Annotated in this window: 14 protein-coding genes; 8 read left to right on the forward strand and 6 right to left on the reverse strand. The window is 74.3% G+C overall.

What is annotated here, in order from left to right:
* Positions 1-33 precede the first annotated feature (33 nt).
* Positions 34-1719, forward strand: a complete 1686-nt coding sequence (locus ABZ923_RS30065; RefSeq protein ID WP_361477745.1) for an SWIM zinc finger family protein — start codon at positions 34-36, stop codon at positions 1717-1719.
* An 8-nt stretch (positions 1720-1727) separates the two neighbouring features.
* Here ABZ923_RS30065 and ABZ923_RS30070 read toward each other — a convergent pair whose 3' ends face one another.
* The 5 genes from ABZ923_RS30070 to ABZ923_RS30090 all read right to left on the reverse strand — a co-directional run bounded on the left by ABZ923_RS30070 (position 1728) and on the right by ABZ923_RS30090 (position 7998).
* Positions 1728-2939, reverse strand: coding sequence for an LLM class flavin-dependent oxidoreductase (locus ABZ923_RS30070; protein ID WP_361477671.1), 1212 nt, complete (start codon positions 2937-2939; stop codon positions 1728-1730).
* The gene (locus tag ABZ923_RS30075; RefSeq protein WP_361477674.1) at positions 2936-4300 is read right to left on the reverse strand and encodes an NtaA/DmoA family FMN-dependent monooxygenase; all 1365 of its coding nucleotides are present in this window, start codon (positions 4298-4300) and stop codon (positions 2936-2938) included. The genes ABZ923_RS30070 and ABZ923_RS30075 overlap by 4 nt, the downstream gene beginning before the upstream one ends.
* Before the next feature lie 128 nt (positions 4301-4428).
* Complete coding sequence (locus ABZ923_RS30080) at positions 4429-5118, reverse strand: response regulator transcription factor (protein ID WP_361477677.1); 690 nt, start codon at positions 5116-5118, stop codon at positions 4429-4431.
* The gene (locus ABZ923_RS30085; protein WP_361477680.1) at positions 5115-6362 is read right to left on the reverse strand and encodes a transposase; all 1248 of its coding nucleotides are present in this window, start codon (positions 6360-6362) and stop codon (positions 5115-5117) included. The genes ABZ923_RS30080 and ABZ923_RS30085 overlap by 4 nt, the downstream gene beginning before the upstream one ends.
* A gap of 400 nt (positions 6363-6762) precedes the next feature.
* Positions 6763-7998 carry an MFS transporter gene (locus ABZ923_RS30090; RefSeq protein ID WP_361477683.1) on the reverse strand — a complete coding sequence of 412 codons (1236 nt, stop codon included), beginning with the start codon at positions 7996-7998 and terminating at the stop codon, positions 6763-6765.
* Between the two features lie 231 nt (positions 7999-8229).
* Here ABZ923_RS30090 and ABZ923_RS30095 point away from each other — a divergent pair, with 231 nt between their 5' ends.
* Positions 8230-12231, forward strand: coding sequence for a BTAD domain-containing putative transcriptional regulator (locus ABZ923_RS30095; RefSeq protein ID WP_361477686.1), 4002 nt, complete (start codon positions 8230-8232; stop codon positions 12229-12231).
* 17 nt (positions 12232-12248) lie between these two features.
* Here the strand turns inward: ABZ923_RS30095 and ABZ923_RS30100 are convergent, their stop codons facing one another.
* A complete protein-coding gene (locus ABZ923_RS30100) occupies positions 12249-12635 on the reverse strand; it encodes a MerR family transcriptional regulator (protein ID WP_361477689.1) in 387 nt (128 codons plus the stop codon).
* Between the two features lie 102 nt (positions 12636-12737).
* Here ABZ923_RS30100 and ABZ923_RS30105 point away from each other — a divergent pair, with 102 nt between their 5' ends.
* The 6 genes from ABZ923_RS30105 to ABZ923_RS30130 all read left to right on the forward strand — a co-directional run bounded on the left by ABZ923_RS30105 (position 12738) and on the right by ABZ923_RS30130 (position 17851).
* Positions 12738-13478 (forward strand): 3-oxoacyl-ACP reductase family protein, encoded by a 741-nt coding sequence (locus ABZ923_RS30105; RefSeq protein ID WP_361477692.1) that lies wholly within the window; start codon positions 12738-12740, stop codon positions 13476-13478.
* 262 nt (positions 13479-13740) lie between these two features.
* Complete coding sequence (locus ABZ923_RS30110) at positions 13741-14892, forward strand: isopropylmalate synthase (protein WP_361477695.1); 1152 nt, start codon at positions 13741-13743, stop codon at positions 14890-14892.
* Between the two features lie 68 nt (positions 14893-14960).
* Complete coding sequence (locus tag ABZ923_RS30115; protein ID WP_361477698.1) at positions 14961-15146, forward strand: lysine biosynthesis protein LysW; 186 nt, start codon at positions 14961-14963, stop codon at positions 15144-15146.
* 1 nt (position 15147) lies between these two features.
* Positions 15148-15996, forward strand: coding sequence for a RimK family alpha-L-glutamate ligase (locus tag ABZ923_RS30120; RefSeq protein ID WP_361477701.1), 849 nt, complete (start codon positions 15148-15150; stop codon positions 15994-15996).
* On the forward strand, positions 15993-17051 hold the full coding sequence (gene argC / locus ABZ923_RS30125) for an N-acetyl-gamma-glutamyl-phosphate reductase (protein WP_361477704.1): 1059 nt from the start codon (positions 15993-15995) through the stop codon (positions 17049-17051). The genes ABZ923_RS30120 and argC overlap by 4 nt, the downstream gene beginning before the upstream one ends.
* On the forward strand, positions 17048-17851 hold the full coding sequence (locus tag ABZ923_RS30130; RefSeq protein ID WP_361477707.1) for an acetylglutamate kinase: 804 nt from the start codon (positions 17048-17050) through the stop codon (positions 17849-17851). The genes argC and ABZ923_RS30130 overlap by 4 nt, the downstream gene beginning before the upstream one ends.
* Position 17852: the final 1 nt, after the last annotated feature.

Here is a 17852-nt window from a genome sequence, read left to right on the forward strand (position 1 = left end):
GCTTCGGCCTCGGCGGCCGAGGCGGTTGGACCGGTGGCGGATGAGGAATCTCACCAGGGCGTGCGTCCCGGTCCGGGGGCGGGGGGTGGGCGTCCCGGGGATGTGGCGCGGGAGGCGTTGCGTGCCGCGCGGCGGGAAGCCCTGCGTGCCGAGGCGGCGCAGCCCCGGCGTGAGCGCCGGGCCGCCGCGCGGCCCGGCCCCGCGGCGCCGCGCACCCCGTCCGCGCCCCGCGAGGAGTCCCGGGCCGCCAAGGCCAAGGCCGTCCAGGACATACGGCACTACCTGGCGACCGCCTTCCGCATGCCCGCCTGGGAGGACACCCCCGAGGAGCCGGAGCAGCCCGCCTCCACCCCGTCCACGCCTGCGCCCACCGAGCCGGCCCCCGCGCCCGAGCGGGGGCACGGGCCGGCGGGCCCCGCTCCCGCGGCCCCGCACGTGCCCGCCACCATGGCCACCCCCCACCGCGACGGCGAACTGCGCCGTACCTTCCCGGCGTTCGCGCCCCGCGCGGCCGGCGCGGAGGACGCCCCCTTCGCCGGGACCTGGTGGGGCAACGCCTGGGTGGAGGCGCTGGAGCGGGGCGCGCTGGACGCCGGACGGCTCGCGCGGGGGCGGGGGTACGCGGACCAGGGGCACGTGGACGCGATCACCGTCACACCGGGACTGCTGCTGGCGTACGTGCGCGGCAGCAGGCCCCGGCCCTACCGGGTGCAGATGCGGGTGCGGACGCTGGAGGACGAGGACTGGGAGCGGTTCCTGGACGCCGCGGCCGACCGGCCGGGGCACATCGCGGCGCTGCTCGACAAGGAGCTGCCCCACTCGCTCGCCGACTGCGGGGTGCCCCTGCTGCCCGGCCCCGGCGACCTCGCCCCCCGCTGCAGCTGCCCGGACTCCGGTCACCCCTGCAAGCACGCCGCCGCCCTCTGCTACCAGACGGCCCGCCTGCTCGACGCCGACCCGTTCGTGCTGCTCCTGCTGCGCGGCCGGGGCGAGAGGGAGCTGCTCGACGCGCTGTCCCGGCGCAGCGCCGCCCGCGCGGCCCGTGCCGCCCGGGAACGGCAGCCGCGGACCCTGCCCGGAATCCGGGCCACCGAGGCCCTCGCCGAGCGCGAACGCCCTCCGCTGCCCCCGCCGTTGCCGGTGCCCCCGCACCCCGAGCAGCCCCCGGTCTATCCGTCGGCGCCCGGCGGCCCGGACCCCTTCGCGCTGGACCAGCTGGCGACCGACGCCGCCGCCCGCGCCCACGCCCTGCTCGGCACCGGCCGCGACCCGGTCGGCGGGCTGACGCTGTGGCAGGACGCGGTACGGCTGGCCGCGGCCCGCCCCGGTTCCGGGCTGACCGCGGCCACCCGCACGCTGTACGCCACGCTCGCCGACGCCACCGGCCGCACCCCGGCCGAGCTGGCGCGCGCCGTCGCGGCCTGGCGGCAGGGCGGCCCCGCGGGGCTGGACGTCCTGGAGGAGCCGTGGGACCCGCCGGCCGGCCGTTTCGACCGGGCCCGCCCGCTGCTGCTCGCGGCCGACCTCCCGGCCTTCCGCCCCTGGCGCAACCGTCTCACCCACCCCCGCGGCCACGTCCAGCTGCGCCTGGGCCGCGACGGCCTGTGGTACGCCTACGAGTCGGAGCCCGGCCAGGACGACTGGTGGCCCCGCGGCACCCCGGACCTCGACCCGGTGGGCGCGCTGACCGGGCTCGGCATACCGGAGGACTGCCGCTGAGCGACGGGTCAGCCGTCCTGCGCGTACCGGTTGCGGGGGACCGGCAGGCCCAGCCGGGACCGCAGGGTCCCGGTGCCGTACGCGCGGCGGAACGCGTCCCGGCGCCGCAGTTCCGGCACCAGCCGCCGGGTGATCGCGGTGAGGTCGTGCGGCAGCGCGCCGGGGCGCAGGCGGAAGCCGTCGAGCCCGGCCGTGCGCCAGTCGAGCAGCAGGTCGGCCAGTTCGCCGGGGGTGCCGGTGAAGACGGCGGCGTCCGAGGTGTACTCGGCGCCGTCCAGCGCGTCCAGGCGCTCCTTGCGGCGGGCGGCGGCGCCGGGCTCGTCGTCCAGGAAGACGACCAGGTCCGCGAACCGGCGCAGCGGCCGGTCCCGCAGGTCCCTGCCGGCCCGGTCGACGGCCTCGTCCACCTGCGCGAGGATCGCCTTGGCCCCCGTACGGTCGCGGGGGGTCACGAAGACGACGTCGCAGCCGTGCGCCGCGAACTCGTACGGCGTCGAGGCGTGCGCGAGGCTCGCCACGACCGGCTGCCCCTGCGGCGGGCGCGGGGTGATCGAGGGACCCCTGACGCTGAAGTGCGGGCCCTCGAAGTCGATGTGGTGCAGCTTGTCGCGGTCGAGGAAGCGGCCCGTGGCCGTGTCCCGTATCTCCGCGTCGTCCTCCCAGCTGTCCCACAGCCGCCGGGCCACCTCCACCACGTCGGTGGCCTCGGCGAACAGCGGGCGCAGCCGCCTGGCGATCAGTTCGGGGTCGCGTACGTCGTCGTCGGTGAGCTGCGGGGTGGTGCGGCGGCCGAAGTGGGCGGCGTCGGCGGCGCGGGGGGCGATCTGCGGGCGCCAGCCGGCCCGGCCCTCGCTGACGTGGTCGAGGGTGGCGATGCCCACGGCGACGTGGAACGGCTCGGTGTGGGTGACGTTGACCGTGGGGACCAGGCCGATGTGCGTGGTGAGCAGGGCCAGGTGGGAGGCGAGCAGGACCGCGTCCAGCCTGCCGCGGACCTGGTCGGTCCGGTCGTCGGGGCGGTGCGGCGCGGCCGACTGCGGGCCGAGGGCGTCCTCGAAGGTGACGAGGTCGAGCAGGCCGTGTTCGGCCTCCGCGACCAGGTCCGCCCAGTACGCGGCGGTGAACAGGGCGCCGGGGCGGGCGTCCTCGGACCGCCAGGCCGCGGGGTGCCAGCCGGCGCCGTCGAGGGCGACGGCGAGGTGGAGCGGGCTGTCGTTCACGATGCCTCCTGTGCGTTCCCGGACGTGCGCCCGGCGCTCGGCTGCGGGTCGAGGCCGAGGTGGTGCCGCAGGGTCGTGCCGGTGTAGTCCGGGCGGTGGACGCCCTTCTCCTGCAGCAGGGGCACCACCCGGTCCACGAAGTCGTCCAGGCCGCCGGGCGTCAGATGCGTCGCGAAGACGAACCCGTCGGCGCCGTCGCTCTGCACGAAGTGGTCGATGGCGTCGGCGACGGTGTGCGGGCTGCCGACGAAGGTCTGTCCGCCGTGCACCTCGATCATCAGCTCGCGGATGCTCAGCCCGCGTTCCCCGGCCAGGGCACGCCAGCGCCGGGCGGTCTCGGCGCGGCCGCTGCGGAACACCGAGTGCCCCTTCAGGACCAGCGACTCGGGTTCCGGGTCGATGTCGGGCAGCGGCCCGTCCGGGTCGTACGCGGACAGGTCACGGCCCCAGACGGCCTCCAGGTGGGCGAGGGCGGTCTGCGGGCTCACCTGGGCCCGGGTGATCTCGTCGGCGTACGCCGCGGCCTCCTCGTCGGTGTCGGCGACGACGACGGTGGCGGTGGGCATGATCCGCAGGTCGTCCGGGGAGCGGCCGTACCGGGCGAGACGGCTCTTGACGTCCCGGTAGAAGGCGCGGGCCTCGTCCAGGCGGTTGTACTTGCTGAAGACGACCTCGGCGTCCGAGGCCGCGAACTCACGGCCCGGTTCGGACTCCCCGGCCTGGATGATCACCGGGTGGCCCTGCGGGGCGCGCGGGGTGGTGAACCGCCCGGAGATGTCGAAGTGTTCGCCGTGGTGGGCGAACGCGCCGGCCCCGGGGCGCACGAACCGCCCGGCCGCAGCGTCGGCGAGCACGTCCCCGTCGGCCCAGCTGTCCCACAGTTCCCGCGCCGTGGCCAGGAACTCGGCGGCGCGCGTGTAGCGGTCGGCCTCGGCGAGGAAGCCGCCGCGGCGGAAGTTCTCCCCGGTGAAGGCGTCGAAGCTGGTCACCACGTTCCAGCCGGCCCGCCCGCCGCTCAGGTGGTCGAGGGTGGCGAGCCGGCGCGCCACCTCGTACGGCTCGTTGAACGTGGCGTTGACGGTGGCGGCGACCCCGAGCCGGGTGGTGACGGCGGCCAGGGCGCTCAGCATCGTCAGGTTGTCCGGCCGGCCCGCCACGTCCAGTTCGTAGAGGCTGCCCTTGTGCTCCCGCAGCCGCAGCCCCTCGGCGAGGAAGAAGAAGTCGAACCTGCCGCGCTCCGCGGTGCGTGCGAGGTCCACGAAGGAACTGATGGCGATCTGGCTCCGGGAGCGCGGGTCCGACCAGACGGTGACGTTGTGGATGCCCGGCAACTGAGCGGCGAGATGGATCTGCTTCGTCAAGATGCTCCTTCTGAAGCGCGCAGGCGTAACGATTTTTCGCTTGCGGGACGAGGGACGGACGGGTGCCCGGCACGTGCGGTGTCCGGCACCGCACGTGCCCGGGCATCTCGAACGGCGGGTCGGACGGTTCAGCCCGCGGACGTCTCGGGCACCTGCCCGACGTGTCCCATGCGATAGCCGACCCCGCGCACCGTGATGATCCACCGGCTGGAGCCGAGCTTCGCCCGCAGGCTGCTCACGTGCGTGTCGATGGTGCGGCTGGTGCGCACCCAGTTGCTGCCCCAGACCTTGGCCATCAGCTCCTTCCGGGAGACGACGGAGTCCGGCCGGGCGGCCAGTTGGTAGAGCAGCTCGAACTCCGTGGCGGTCACGTCGACCACGCGGTCGCGCAGCCGTACCTCCCGCGTCCGCGGATCGATGTGCAGCGGCCGCAGCGAGATGCTGTCCGCGCCGGTCGAGTGCGGCCGGGTGCGCCGCAGCACCGCTTCGATGCGCGCGCCGATCTCCCGCGGACTCCACGTCCGCAGCACACAGTCGTCCGCTCCCGCCTTGAGCGCGAGCACCCTTTCCAGTTCGTTGTCGCGGTGCGTGCAGGCGATCAGCGGGATGTCGCTCTCCGCCCGCAGCGTGCGGCACACCTCCAGTCCGTCGATGTCGGGCAGGTCCAGGGAGAGCAGCACCAGATCGGCGTCGTGGTACGACCGCAGGATCCGCGCCCCCCTGTCGACGGTGTGGGCGGCGTAGCCCTGCCGGCGCAGAGCGCCCGCCGTAGTCTCGGCCGCGCCGGCGTCCGGCTCCACGACCAGCACCTTCTTCACGCGCCCAGGCCTTTCGCTCCGGCGCCCGCCCAGCAGTCCGCGGCTTCGGCGCGTGCCGCGGACCGCCCTGCGGCCGGCGCGGGGACGGCGTCGAGGGCGCCGGACAGCTGCTGGCAGGCGTACGCCGCCGACACCATGGTCATGTGGTGGTGCCAGCCGGGGAAGGAACGGCCCTCGAAGTCGAGCACGCCGAAACGTTCCCCCAGAGTGTCCACGGTGGCGCGGGCGACGGCCTGACTGCGGGCCAGCGCCAGGACCTCCTCCACGCCCCGGCCCATCAGGCTGGTGATCCAGTACCGGGCGGGCTGACCGCTGTCGGCGGAGGGCTGTTCCAGGACGTGGTACGTCCGCGAGACGCCGTCCTTGGCGGCCCCGCGCTGGGACAGCCGTACCGTTCCGGTGTACACGTTCACCCGTACCGCCTTCGAACCGCCCTGTTCCCACGGGCGTATGAGCACGTGCGGTTGCCGGGCGTGCGGCTCCTCCATCAGTTCTCCGACAGTGATCACCCGCGGTGCGGGCCGGCCGACGAGCACGATCTGCCCGGGGTCGACCTCGCACACGAAGTCCAGCTCGCGGCGGGCGAGGCCGGCCATGACCCCGCTCGCGTCGTCGCACCGCTGGGTCAGGTTGAGCACCCAGGGTGCCTTGGGCAACTGCGGTTGCGCGGCGGTGACCCCGGCGGCGAAGCCGAGCACGAACGCCCCCACGGGGCGCCCGGTCTCCGCCTCCGGTATGCGCGCACGGCGCCGGCGCAGGTCGTCCCAGTCCCACGCCCCGTCGAGGACGAGGCTCCAGTCGACGGGGTAGCAGCGGGTGCCGGTCGACAGGAAGAGGCCGACTCCGCGCTGGCAGTTGATGATGCGTCCGGTCGCTTGGTCCAGGCGACGGTGCACCCCCACCGAGTGCTCACCCTGCTTCGGGATGAGAAGGTCGGCGACCGTCCAGGCGTAGGCCGGGCGGTGCGCCGCGACGGTCCGGCCGAGTGCGCGGCGCACCGGTTCCCAGGCCCACGTGCTGCTGTTGATGAACTGGTGCAGACCGTGCGCGGCTCCGGCGGGCAATAAGCCGGCCTCGGCCATGCGCCGCGGGGTCTTCTTGCCCGGTGTGTGGATCAGTCCCCACAGGTACACCCGGGCCCAGCGGCGTTGTTCCGCGCGGTGGAGCGGATTGAATACGCTTTCAACGAATGTCTGTATGCGCTCGCGCTCCTCTGCTGCGACGCGCACTCCCAATGACGACATGTTTAACTACGCCCCCTCGCAGTCGTGTCGCCCGACAGTGACGATGTACGGGCAGCCGTACGAGGGACAAAGCTACCGGCTGCATCGCCAAATTCACTCCTCGTGCTGTCACTTTGCCATTTCGGCCGCTGACCAGCGAGAACAGGCCCGAGAAGGGGTGGGGGCGGAAACGGGACGGGGGGGCTCCGGAAAGCCCCCGCACCCCGGTCCGGACCCCGTCACAGACACTGTCCGCGCTGGTCAGGCGGGCTCGGCCGGTCCGGTGTCCGGTGTTCGCGGCCACCGGCGAAGAAGGTCCGAAAGAAAGCCGAGTACCGTCACCCGCGTGTGAACATCACATTGCGCGCGGGGTCGAGCCATTCGTTGAACGGACGACAGTTTGCTTTTTCTTTGAAGAAACTCAGCCGCCGGGGCGACGGGCCGGGAAGCCGTGGCCGCGGGCGGCGAGCACGACGGCGAGCACCGGCAGCAGGAGCAGCAGCACCGTCCAGGGGAAGGAGGCGCTGCCCGCCGCGTCCAGCAGGACCCCGCCCAGCACACCGCCGCCCGCCATGGCCACGTTCCACAGCGTGACGAGCATCGCCTGGGCCGCGTCGGCCTGTTCGCCGCCCGCGTCGCCGACGGCGGTCTGCAGCAGGGTCGGCAGTCCGCCCCAGCCCAGCCCCCACAGCGCGGCGGCGACGTACACCGGGGCCCCGCCGTCGCTCAGCGCCGCGAACAGCGCGGCGGCGGCCGCCACCAGCAGGGTGCTGGCGATCGTCAGCGAGCGCAGTCGGTGCTGGATCCGCGCGCCCACGACCCAGATGCCGAGCAGCGAGGTGACGCCGAAGGCGAGCAGCACCAGGTCGGTCTGGCCGCCCATGTCCAGCCCGTCCAGGAACGTCGCGATGTAGGCGTACAGGACCGTGTGCGCCAGGACGAAGACGAGCGTCACGAAGAGCACCGGACGCACGCCCGGAACCGCCAACGCCCGCAGCATGCGCGGGCGTTCGCCGCGCGGCTGGCCCGGGTGGTCGGGCACGGCGGCGGTGATCCACAGCAGCAGCACCACCGTGAGCGCCGTCATCGCCCAGAACGCCGTGCGCCAGCCGAGGGCCTGGCCGAGGAAGGTCCCCGCGGGCACGCCGAGGGAGAGCGCCACCGGGATGCCCGCCATGGCGACGGCGATCGCCCGGCCCTGCAACGGCACCGGCGCCATCCGCCGCGCGTAGCCGGCGAGCAGCGCCCAGGCCAGGCCCGCGGCGACACCGGCGAGGAAGCGGGCCACCATCGTCAGGCCGTAGACGGACGACACGGCCGTGACCGTGTTGGCCACCGCGAAGCCCGCCACGGCGGTGAGCAGCAGCCGCTTGCGCCGCCAGCCCGCGGTGGCCGCCGTCAGCGGGATCGCGGTGAGCGCGGTGCCGATCGCGTAGACCGTGACCGTCTGCCCGGTCGCGGACTCGCTCACCCGCAGGTCGTGGCTCATGTCGGGAAGCAGGCCGGCGGGCAGCGTCTCGGTCAGGCTGGTGATGAACACCGCGGTGGCGAGGGCGAGCAGGGCGAGCATCGGCAGTCGCTGCGGCGGCTCCGTGCCCTGCCGCCCGGCGGGTGGCGCGGCGCCGGAGGCGGCGGCGGTCTCGGGTGAGGCGCTCATGGGGGTGTGTACTCCGTATCGTGCTGGGGCGGTGCCCGGACGTCACAGCGGGAGAGGGGGCCCCGCCGCGCCGCCGCCGGGCACGCCCGGCGTCCGTCCGTCCGGGGAACACGACTGTGCGCGCGGTCACTTCGGGAAAGCTTCGGAAAAGCTTCCGGAACGGGGGCCGGAACCGGCCGATCCGGGGCCCGGCCCGCCTGGAGCGTTCACGGAGCGGGTACGGTGGGGCACATGCGGTTAGGGGTGCTCGGACCACTCGCGGTGTGGGACGACGAAGGGGAGCCGGTCCGGGTCGCCGAGACCAAGGTGCGGGCGCTGCTCGCGGATCTGCTCGCGCACGAGGGCGGCCCCGTCTCCGCGGACCGGCTCATCCACGACCTGTGGGGTGACCACCTCCCCGGCAACCCGGCGGGCGCGCTCCAGGCCAAGGTCTCCCAACTGCGCCGGGTGCTCGGCCGGGAGCGGCTGGTACGGCAGCCCCCGGGGTACCGGCTGCGGCTCGACCCGGCCGACGACGTGGACGTCGCACGGTTCGGCCGCCTCGTCGCCCAGGCCCGCTCCGTCACCGACCCGCGGGCGCGGGCGGCCCTGCTCACGGAGGCGCTCGGACTGTGGCGGGGAGCGGCCTACGCCGACTTCGCCGACGAGGAGTTCGCCCGGGCGGCCCGCGAGTGCCTGGCGGAACAGCGGCTGGCCGTGCTGGAGGAGCGGGCCGAGGCCCGCCTGGCGGCGGGGGACCACCTGCTGCTCGCCGGGGAGCTGGCCGCGCTGGTGGCCGAGCATCCGCTGCGGGAGCGGCTGCGGGTGGTGCAGATGCAGGCGCTGTACCGGGCCGGCCACCAGGGCGAGGCGCTCGCGTCCTACGAGGACCTGCGCACCCGCCTCGCCGACGAACTGGGCGCGTGCCCCGGCCCCGCGGTGAGCGCCCTGCACCAGGCGATGCTCCGCCAGGATCCGACGCTGTCTTCGATCACGCCGATAGCGGATGGTTCCGTGGGGGGTTCGGCTGGTTCCGCGGGGGGTTCGGCTGGTTCCGCGGTGATTCTGGAGGGTCCTGCGGGGGCTCCGGCGGGTGCTGCGGTGGCTCCGGCTGGCTCCGCGGTGGCTCCGGCGGGTCCTGCCGTGGCTCCGGCTGGCTCCGCCGTGATTCCGGCGGGTCCTGCGGGGGCTCCGGCCGGTGCTGCCGGGGCTCCGGTTCCGGCTGGTCCTGGTGGGGGCCCGGTTCCGGCCGGTCATGTTGTCGTAGCGGCTGAGGGCGGGCCTGCCGTCGTAGCGGCTGAGGGCGGGCCTGCCGTCGTAGCGGCTGAGGGCGGGCCTGCCGTCGTCCCGGCTGCGGCGGGTCAGGACGTCACCCCGGCTACGGCCGATCACACCGACGCCCCGGCTCCGGCCGGCCGGGCCGTGCTGCCGTCTTCCGGGGCGTCACCTGCGGGGTCGCCGCACGCTGGGCCGTCACGTGCCGGGGCGCGGCCTGCCGGGTCGTCCTACCCCGCGCCGTCCCACGATGCGCCGTCGCCTGCCGGGTCGTCGCGTCCCGGGGCGCAGCCTGCCGGCTCGTCCTACCCCGCCCCGCCGCACACCCCGTCACCGCACCCCGCCCCGCCGCACCTCCCGTCACCGCACCCCGCGTCGGCGCACCCCGCGTCGGCGCACCCCGCGTCACCGCACCCCGCGTCACCGCACCCCGCGTCACCGCACCCCGCGTCGCCCCACCCCGCCCCGGCACTCCCCGAGACCGCCCCCGCGCCCGCCACGACCGCACCCCCCGCGCCCGCCCCCGTCCCCGGCAACCTGCCCGTGCCGCTCACCGCGCTCATCGGGCGGGAGGGGAGTCTCGTGGAGCTTTCCCGGCTGCTCGGGCGGCAGCGGCTGGTGACGCTCACCGGGCCCGGCGGGGTCGGGAAGACGCGGCTGGCGGTGGCTGCCGCGCAGGAGGTCGTGGGCGAAGGGTCCGGGCTGCCCGACGGGGCCTGGTTCGTCGAGTTCGCCGGGGTCCGCAGTGCCGGCCCCGACGACCTCGCCGGCCTCGTCGCCGCGACCCTCGGCATCCGGGACGACGCCCCCTCCGCCCCGCCCGCCACCGGCAGCGGCGCCACCTCACCCGTGCACCGGCTGACCGCGGCCCTGCGCGACCGCCGCACCCTCCTCGTGCTGGACAACTGCGAACACGTCGTCGCGGCCGCCGCCGAGCTGGCCGCGCTGCTCCTGCGCAGCGCCCCCCAGCTGCGCATCCTGACCACCAGCCAGGAACCCCTCGCCCTGGCCGGCGAGACGGTGTTCCTGGTCGAGCCGCTGCCCACCCCGGACGCCGTACGCCTGTTCACCGAGCGGGCCGCCGCCTGCGCGCCCGGCTTCCGGCTCGGCACCGGCGAGGGCGCGGCGGCCGACCACGCCGCCGTGGCCGAGATCTGCCGCCGCCTGGACGGCATCCCGCTCGCCCTGGAGCTCGCGGCGACCCGGGTCCGCGCCCTCGGCGTGCGGGAGCTGGCCGCCCGCCTCGGCGACCGGTTCCGGGTGCTGACCTCCGGGCAGCGGGGCGCGCCCGCCCGCCAGCAGACCCTGCGCGCGATGATCGACTGGAGCTGGGAGCTGCTGAGCGCGCCCGAACGCCTCGTGCTGAGCCGCCTCGCCGTGCACCGCGACGGCTGCGGCCTCGACGCGGCGGAGGCGGTGTGCGCGGGCGAGGGCGTGGCCCGCGGAGCGGTGCTCGACCTCGTCACCCGGCTGGTCGAGAAGTCCCTCGTCGTCGTCACGGACGGCCCGGCCGGCCCCCGTTACCGCCTCCTGGAGTCGGTCGCCGCCTACGCCACCGAGCGGTTGCGCGAGACCGCCGACGAGCCCGCGGCCCGCGAACGCCACCTGCGGCACTACCTCGCCCTCGCCGAACACGCCGAGCAGCGGCTGCGCGGTCCGCGGCAACGGGACTGGCTGACCCGCCTGGACACCGAGGCGTGCAACCTGCGCGCCGCCCTGGACGAGGCGGTGCGCCGCGCCGCCGCGGGACACAGCGAGGAAGCCGTACGGCTCGCCACCGCCCTGTCCTGGTGGTGGCTGCTGCGCGGCCGCCTCACCGAGGCCCGCCGCGGCCTGGCCGCCGTCCTCACCGCCACCGCGGGCCGCTGCGATCCCGAACTGGCCCTGCTGCACTGCGGTTTCGGGCTGCTGACCGGGGAGCGTACGGTGACCTGCCACGCCGAGGCCATACCCGACCCGGTGCGCCGCGCCCGGGCGCTGTGGCTCAACGCCTACGGCCGGTTCAGCGTGGGCGACCTGGACGGCAGCCGCGCCCTGAACACCCGCGCACTGATCCACTTCGAGGCCGCGGACGAGCAGTGGGGGATCGCCGCCGCGCTCGGCCTGCGGGCGGCGCTCGCCCTGGTCCGCGGCGACCTGGACGGCCTGGCCCGCGACGGGCAGCGCAGCCGTGCCCTGTTCCGCGGCCTGGGCGACCGGTGGGGCGAACTGCAGACCGTCTCACCGCTCGCCGCGCTCGCCGAGATCAAGGGCGAGTACGAGCAGGCGGCGCACCGGCAGCACGAAGGGCTCCAGATCGCCCGCGAGCTGAGCCTGGAGGCGGAGGTGTCGGCCCGGCTGTCCGGGCTCGGCCGTCTCGCGCTGCTCGCCCACGACTTCGACCGCGCCCGCGAACTGCACGAGCAGGCCCGTCGTATCGCCGTCGACCAGGGCTACAAGTACGGCGAGATCCACGCCGACATGGGCCTGGCCCTCGGCGCGCGCCGCTCCGGCGACACCGACGCGGCCGAGGCGCACCTGCTGCGCATCCGCGACGCCCACGCCGACGTCTCCTCACCGGCCGGCGACCACCTGCTCCACGCCGAACTCGGCTTCCTCGCCGAACTCCGCGGTGACGCCGCCCGGTCCGCCGCACACCACCTGCGCAGCCTCGCGATCGCCCACCGTCTGGACGAGCCGCGTGCCCTCGCACTCTCCCTGGAGGGGCTCGCCGGCACGGCCGCGCTGGCCGGCGACCGGTCCGGCGCCTGCTGTGCGGCACTGCTCCTGGGCGCCGCCCACGCCGCGCGCCGCAGCGTCGGCGCGCCCCTGCCGCCCGCCGAACGCGGAGATGTCGACCGGGTCACCGCGGCGGCCCGCGCCGTCCTGGGCCGGCGCGCCTTCACCGAGGCGTTCGAGCGCGGGGCGCGGCTGAGCCCCGCCGAGGCGGAGCGCCACGCCCGCACCGCGCTGGCCGGACTGGCGGACCGGGCCGCCTGAGCCGCGCCGGGGCAGGCTCAGCCGCCGGAGAGGGCGGCCGCGCCCAGGCCCGTCGACGCGGTGCTGATGATGCCGTCCAGAACGTCGCGGGAGCGGACCAGGTCGGCGATCATCCGGTCCAGCCGGTCGCGTTCGGCGGTGAGTTCGTCGACGAGGCGGGGCGTCGCGCTCGCGCTCGGTGTGCCGTCGCCGTCGCGCATGCACGGCAGCAACTGGGCGATCTTCTTGCTGTTCAGGCCCGCGGCGTACAGCGCCTGGATGCGGATGACCCGGTCGACGGCCCAGTCGCCGTAGTCCCGGTGTCCGCCGGGGGTCCGCTCCGCCTGGAGCAGCCCCTGTGCCTCGTAGTAGCGCAGCGACCGCTCGCTCACCCCGCTGCGCCTGGCCAGTTCACCGATCCGCATGGTCCGACCCCCTGTGTCCTTCAAGGACTTGAATCTCACACCGGTGTCAACTTTTAGCGTAGCCGTACGGCGAACAGCCAACCGTCTACGGAGGAAGCATCCATGAGTGACCTGACCGGCAAAGTGGCGTTGGTGACCGGCGGCAGCCGCGGTATCGGCGCGGCGGTGGCGAAGCGGCTGGCCGACGCGGGAGCGGCGGTCGCGCTGACCTACGTCCAGGCGGAGGACCAGGCCCGCGAGGTCGCCAAGGCGATCGAGGCGGACGGCGGCCGGGCCGCGGTCGTCCGGGCCGACCTGACCCGGCCGAACGACGCCGCCGAGGCCGTGGAGCAGACCGTCCGGGAACTGGGCGGCATCGACATCCTGGTGAACAACGCGGGTTTCCTCGCCTACGGCCCGCTGGACGAGGTGACCCCCGAGTACCTGGACAAGGTGCTCGCCGCCGACGTCCGGTCGGTGTTCCTGGCCGCGCAGGCCGCCGCCCGGCACATGGGCGACGGCGGGCGGATCATCAGCATCGGCTCCTGCTTCAACGGCCGCGTGCCCGCAGGGAACTTCGTCCTCCAGGCGATGGCCAAGACCGCGCTCGTCGGTCTGACCAAGGGACTGGCCCGGGAGCTGGGGCCGCGCGGGATCACCGCCACGCTCGTGGACCCGGGCCCCATCGACACCGACATGAACCCGGCCGACGGCGACTCCGCCGAGTGGCAGGCCTCCCTCACCGCCCTCGGCCGCTACGGGGAGGCGGAGGACATCGCCGCCGCGGTGGCCTATCTGGCGGGGCCGGCCGGTCGCTACATCACCGGCACCTCCCTCGCCGTGGACGGCGGTTACACCACCTGACCCGGACCCGTCCGCCACGACGGCCCCGAACCCAAGCCCCCGCCGGCCCGGCCGGCGGGGGCTTTTTTTGCTTTCCGGCGCCCGGCGAGCGGTTCCCGGAATTGTCCGGGCCGCAGAAATCATGCGCACTTCTTGCCCGGCGTGACATTCCCTGACAGCCCTTGACAGAGCTCTGACAGAGCACGCATCGCTTCTTTGCACAGGGTCGCGCAGCATGTTCGGTGTCGAAAAGGAAGCAGGCTCTGGAAAAGGAGGGAACGCAATGGCTGAATCAGCGAACGAGGGAAGCCTTCCGCGGCTGCCCCATCTGTCCGACGCGACCCTGCGCGACTCCGCCCACATGGGAGGTGTCGAATTCGGGCCGAAGGACGCCACCGTCATCGCCGAACTGCTGGTGAAGACCGGTATCGACCTGGTCGAGGTCGGCATGGTCTCCGGCCCGGACTCCAAGGACGCCGACCTGGTCCTCGCCACGCACGAGGCGATCGGTCCCGAGCGCAGCATGACGCTCGTGGTGGTGCGCGACCGCGAGCAGGTCAAGAAGGCCCTCGACGAGGCCGAGCGCCTGGGCGTGCGGCACATCATGTACTCCATCCCCACCTCCGAGCAGCACGCCAAGCTGAAGCTCGGCTCGCCCAGCGCCAAGTTCCTCAACGTGCTGGCCCGTTCGGCGATCACGCAGGCCAAGGAGCGCGGCTTCCACGTCACGTTCAGCGGCGAGGACGGCGCCCGCACCCCCCAGGGCCGGCTCGTCCCCTACGTCACCGCCGGGTTCGAGGCCGGGGCCGACCGGTTCCGGCTCGCGGAGACCGTCGCGTACCTGTCGCCCTGGCAGATGGAGGAGGTCATCTCCGACCTCACCGCCATCGACGGCTCCGAGATCGAGATCCACTCGCACAACATGCTGGGCATGGCGGTCGCCAACTCCCTGGCCGCCGTCCGCGCGGGCGCGCAGTGGATCTCGGCGACCGTCGGCGGCATCGGCGAGCGCGGCGGCAACGCCCCGCTGGCCGAGCTGCTCACCTCGCTGCGGGTCATCCACGGCGACACCCGGTTCGACCTGACCCACCTCACGGAGCTGTCCCGGGTGGCCGTCAGGGGCGCCGGTCTCGGCAGCGCCTTCCAGTCCGGTCCGACGACGCCGCACGCCTTCGCCTACGAACTGCCGGGCCAGCTCAGCAACCCGGAGGCGTACGAGACCCTGCCGGCCGAACTCGTCGGCAACACCCGGGAGCTGCGCGTGCGCACCCGGCTCACGCCCGCCCTCGTCAAGTGGGCGCTCGCCGGTTCGGGCGTCGACGTCGACGTCGAGGCCTTCACCGCGTGGCTGATCGAGCGGCAGGAGCGCAGCGGCGCCCCGGTCCTGGACCAGGAGGCGGTCCGCAAGGCCGCCGTCGACTTCCAGGCCGCCTGAGCGCCGTACCCGCACGCGCGCTGCACGTCTCTCTTCCCCCTACCCGTCACCATGATCGGAGATCTGCCATGAGCACCGCTGTCCTGACCGGTTCGTGCCCCGAGTGCGAGACCGACCTGACCGTGCCCGAGATGGTCGTGGGCGAGACCCTCTCCTGCCCCGAGTGCATGCTGACGCTGCGCATCGAGGGCATCGCCGACGGCCGGCTGACCCTGGAGATGGTCGAGGTCCAGCTCCGCGACTGGGGCCAGTGACATGACCAACCGAGTCGCCATCGTCGCGGACCGGGTCGGCTGGGAGGAACGCCGGCTGATCGAGACCGCCGAGGACTTCGGCCTGACCATCGACTGGGTCAACGACGAGTCCCTGTGCGCCGGTCACCGCGACGCCCTGCCCGTCAGGGACTACGACGCGCTGATGGTGCGCAGCCGCAGCTACACCCGCGGCGGACTGATCGCCACCCTCGCCGAGGCCGACGGCTTCCGCGTCCTCAACACCGCCGCCGCGATCCACTCCTGCGAGAACAAACTGGTCCTGCGCGCCGTGCTGCGCGAAGCGGGCGTCCCGGTACCGGACTTCCGGCTCGTGCTGTCCCGCAAGGACTTCGAGAAGGCCGTCGACGAACTGGGCGTGCCCGTCGTGCTCAAGCCGGTCTACGGCGGCATGGGCAAGCGCGTCACCCTGGTCCGCGACGCCGACCTGGCGCAGTCCGTGTACGACTACGTCGAGGACCTGGGCCACGCCTTCGAGCAGGCCTGCCTGGTGGAGCCGTACCTCGGCGGCGGGTCGATCCGCTGCCTGGTCGTCGGCCGGGAGATCGTCGCCGCCGCCGAGTTCGAGAGCGCGGGCGCCGACTGGCGCAGCAACGCGGCCCTGGGCAACCAGAGCCGGGCACTGGCCCACGACCCCGACGTGCAGAAGATCGTGGACGGCGTCGTGGACCGGCTCGGCGCCGGCATCTACGGGGTCGACCTGTTCAAGACCCCGTCCGGCTACCTCGTCAACGAGGTCAACCACGCCCCCGCCTGGCGGGGAGTGGCATCGACGACCGGGGTCGACATCGCGTCGGTCGTCGTCCGTTACGTCCAGGAGACACTCGAATGATCCGTGTGGGAATCGTCGGCGCCTCCGGGCTCGCCGGCGGAGAACTCATCAGGCTGGTCACCCAGCACCCCGAGATGGAACTGACCTACCTGGGCGGCGACTCCAGCGCCGGCCGGCGGCCCGCCGAGCTGCACCCCGGGCTCCGTCTCGACCTGGGCCTGACCGTCGAGCCCGTCACGGCCGACCGCGTGGCCGAGCGGTGCGACGTGGTGTTCCTCGCCACGCCCGCCCCGGTCTCCGCCCGGATCGCCGCGGAACTCGCCGACCGCGTCCCGTGCGTCACCGACCTGAGCGGCGCCTTCCGTATCCGCACCCCGGAGCTGCACGACCGCTGGTACCCGAAGGCCGAGCGGACCACCGAGCTGGCCGACCGCTTCGTCTACGGCGTGCCGGAGCTGGTCGGCGACGCCCTGGTGGACGCCCCGCTGATCTCGGTGCCCGGCTGCTACGCCACCGCCATCACCCTCGGGCTCGCGCCGCTGACCCTCGGTCTCGGCCTGCACCTCAACACGGTCGTCGTGGACGGCAAGAGCGGCTCCAGCGGCGGCGGCCTGCAACTGCGCGTGCCGGACCTGCACCCGCTGCGCAACGGCGCCATCGCGCCGTACGCCCCCACCGGCCACCGGCACGCCGCCGAGGTCAGCGACTTCCTGCTGCGCAGCAAGCCCGGCAGCGTCGGCTCCCTCGCCATGTCGGCGTACGGGGTGTCGCACGTGCGCGGCCTGCTCGCCAGCGTCTACGTGTACACCGACGAGCAGGTGGACCAGCGGGAACTGCAGCGCGCGTACCTCAGGTTCTACAAGGGGCACACCTTCGTACGGGTGCGGCGGCACAACGAGACGCTGATCCCGGTGCCCGACCCGCAGGCCGTGCTCGGCTCCAACTACTGCGACGTCACCGCCCTGCACGACCCGGACGCCGGCCGCATCGTCGTCCTCGCCGCCCTGGACAACCTGGTCAAGGGCGCCGCCGGGCAGGCCGTCCAGGCCGTGAACAAGCGCTTCCGTCTGCCCGAGGACACGGGCCTGACCATGCAGCCGGTGATGCCCGCATGACCGAGACCCCGACATCGCCGCCCCCGACCGTGGTGAAGCTCGGCGGCAGCTGCCTCGCCGACCTCGCCGGCGGCTGGTGGGACGACCTGGCCGAGCACGGCCGGGAGCGGCCGCTGGTCCTCGTCCACGGCTGGTCCAAGCCGCTGAAGCAGCTCAGCCCCCGCTACAGCGAGCCCTCGGCGATCCTGCGCGACCGGTACGGCAACCAGAGCCGCTGGACCACGCCCGAGGTCATCGAGGACATCAAGACCGTCAGCGCCGAGCTGGGCCGGGACGTGCTGGGGCGCCTCGAACGGCGCGGCATCGCCGCCGACCGGCTGCTCGGCAGCGACGGCCTGGTCAGCGCCGGCGCGGGCGAACGCTGGTGGTGGAAGGACAAGCAGCTGGTCGAACTGGAGAACCTGGTCGGCCCGATCACCGGGGTGGACCCGGCGCCGCTGACCAAGCTGGAGCCGGGGCGCGCCTACCTCGTCACCCCGCTGGCCCGCAACGCCGCGGGCCAGGAGGTCAACACCGACGCCGACCGGGCCGCCGCCGCCATCGCCGGGGCCACCGGCGCCACCGACCTGATCCTCGTCACCGACGTCGCGCACCTGCTGATCGACGGCGAACCGGTGCGCGAGATCACCGCACGGGCGGCCGCCGAGTTCCGCGACAAGGGCGCCACCGGCGGCATGCGCAAGAAGCTCCGGGCCGCGGGCGAGGCCCTGGACCGGGGAGTGGAGCGCGTCGTCATCGGCAGCGCACCCGTCACGGACCTGCTCGCCGCCCGCACCGGCACCGTCATCACGCGAACCTGAG

It is taken from the genome of Streptomyces sp. NPDC046881 (genome assembly GCF_040645015.1).
GTDB lineage: Bacteria > Actinomycetota > Actinomycetes > Streptomycetales > Streptomycetaceae > Streptomyces.

Bases quoted from the DNA above. Each gene is read 5' to 3' on its own strand.
- ABZ923_RS30120 (WP_361477701.1), top strand. From the start codon at position 15,148: ATGACCAACCGAGTCGCCATCGTCGCGGACCGGGTCGGCTGGGAGGAA.
- ABZ923_RS30115 (WP_361477698.1), top strand. From the start codon at position 14,961: ATGAGCACCGCTGTCCTGACCGGTTCGTGCCCCGAGTGCGAGACCGAC.
- argC (WP_361477704.1), top strand. From the start codon at position 15,993: ATGATCCGTGTGGGAATCGTCGGCGCCTCCGGGCTCGCCGGCGGAGAA.
- ABZ923_RS30095 (WP_361477686.1), top strand. From the start codon at position 8,230: ATGCGGTTAGGGGTGCTCGGACCACTCGCGGTGTGGGACGACGAAGGG.
- ABZ923_RS30090 (WP_361477683.1), bottom strand. From the start codon at position 7,998: ATGAGCGCCTCACCCGAGACCGCCGCCGCCTCCGGCGCCGCGCCACCC.
- ABZ923_RS30085 (WP_361477680.1), bottom strand. From the start codon at position 6,362: ATGTCGTCATTGGGAGTGCGCGTCGCAGCAGAGGAGCGCGAGCGCATA.
- ABZ923_RS30100 (WP_361477689.1), bottom strand. From the start codon at position 12,635: ATGCGGATCGGTGAACTGGCCAGGCGCAGCGGGGTGAGCGAGCGGTCG.
- ABZ923_RS30105 (WP_361477692.1), top strand. From the start codon at position 12,738: ATGAGTGACCTGACCGGCAAAGTGGCGTTGGTGACCGGCGGCAGCCGC.
- ABZ923_RS30110 (WP_361477695.1), top strand. From the start codon at position 13,741: ATGGCTGAATCAGCGAACGAGGGAAGCCTTCCGCGGCTGCCCCATCTG.
- ABZ923_RS30130 (WP_361477707.1), top strand. From the start codon at position 17,048: ATGACCGAGACCCCGACATCGCCGCCCCCGACCGTGGTGAAGCTCGGC.